This window comes from Rhodovulum viride (assembly GCF_003265965.1).
Classification (GTDB): Bacteria; Pseudomonadota; Alphaproteobacteria; order Rhodobacterales; family Rhodobacteraceae; genus Rhodovulum; species Rhodovulum kholense.
This window is the reverse complement of record NZ_MUAV01000183.1, coordinates 1-465: the sequence shown is the minus strand read 5'-3', so window position 1 is coordinate 465 and position 465 is coordinate 1. Positions and strand designations below refer to the sequence as shown.

General features: G+C 70.8%; 1 protein-coding gene. It reads right to left on the bottom strand.

The features are described 5' to 3' along the window. Positions 1–62 precede the first annotated feature (62 nt). On the bottom strand, positions 63–347 hold the full coding sequence (locus BYZ73_RS21750; RefSeq protein ID WP_112317607.1) for a hypothetical protein: 285 nt from the start codon (positions 345–347) through the stop codon (positions 63–65). Positions 348–465: the final 118 nt, after the last annotated feature.

Genomic DNA, 465 nt, shown 5'->3' with positions numbered 1-465 from the left:
GCGGCACGGCCAGCGCCGCGGCGGCAGCGATCAGCACCTGATCGGCCCGGGTCAGCGGTGCCTCAGCCATCGAGATCGGCCCTCTCCTGCCAGGCATGGCGCACGGGCGCGGCCGCGCAGCGCCATTGGATCACCGCCAGCAAGGTTTCCCCGGCCTCGGCCGGGTTCCGGTCGTGCGCGTCAAGGAATCGGCTGACCGCCGCGCGCAGATCTGCGTCAGGGGTTTTGAGGGCGGCGCGCGCAAGGGTCAGCTGGGCGCGCAGGCCAAGCGGCCCCTGCCGCGCCGAAAGTGCCGCCGCCGTGATGGCCAGTCCCATCTGTACGAAATCGGATCTGGGCGCGGTCATGCCGCCACCGCGAATTTTCCGGTTTCGTTGCCCCAGACCGACCATCCCGCCCGATCGGTGCGGCTGAACAGCTCAAGCCGTCGTGCCTCTGGCATCAGCGCCTCGGCTGCGGCATAGG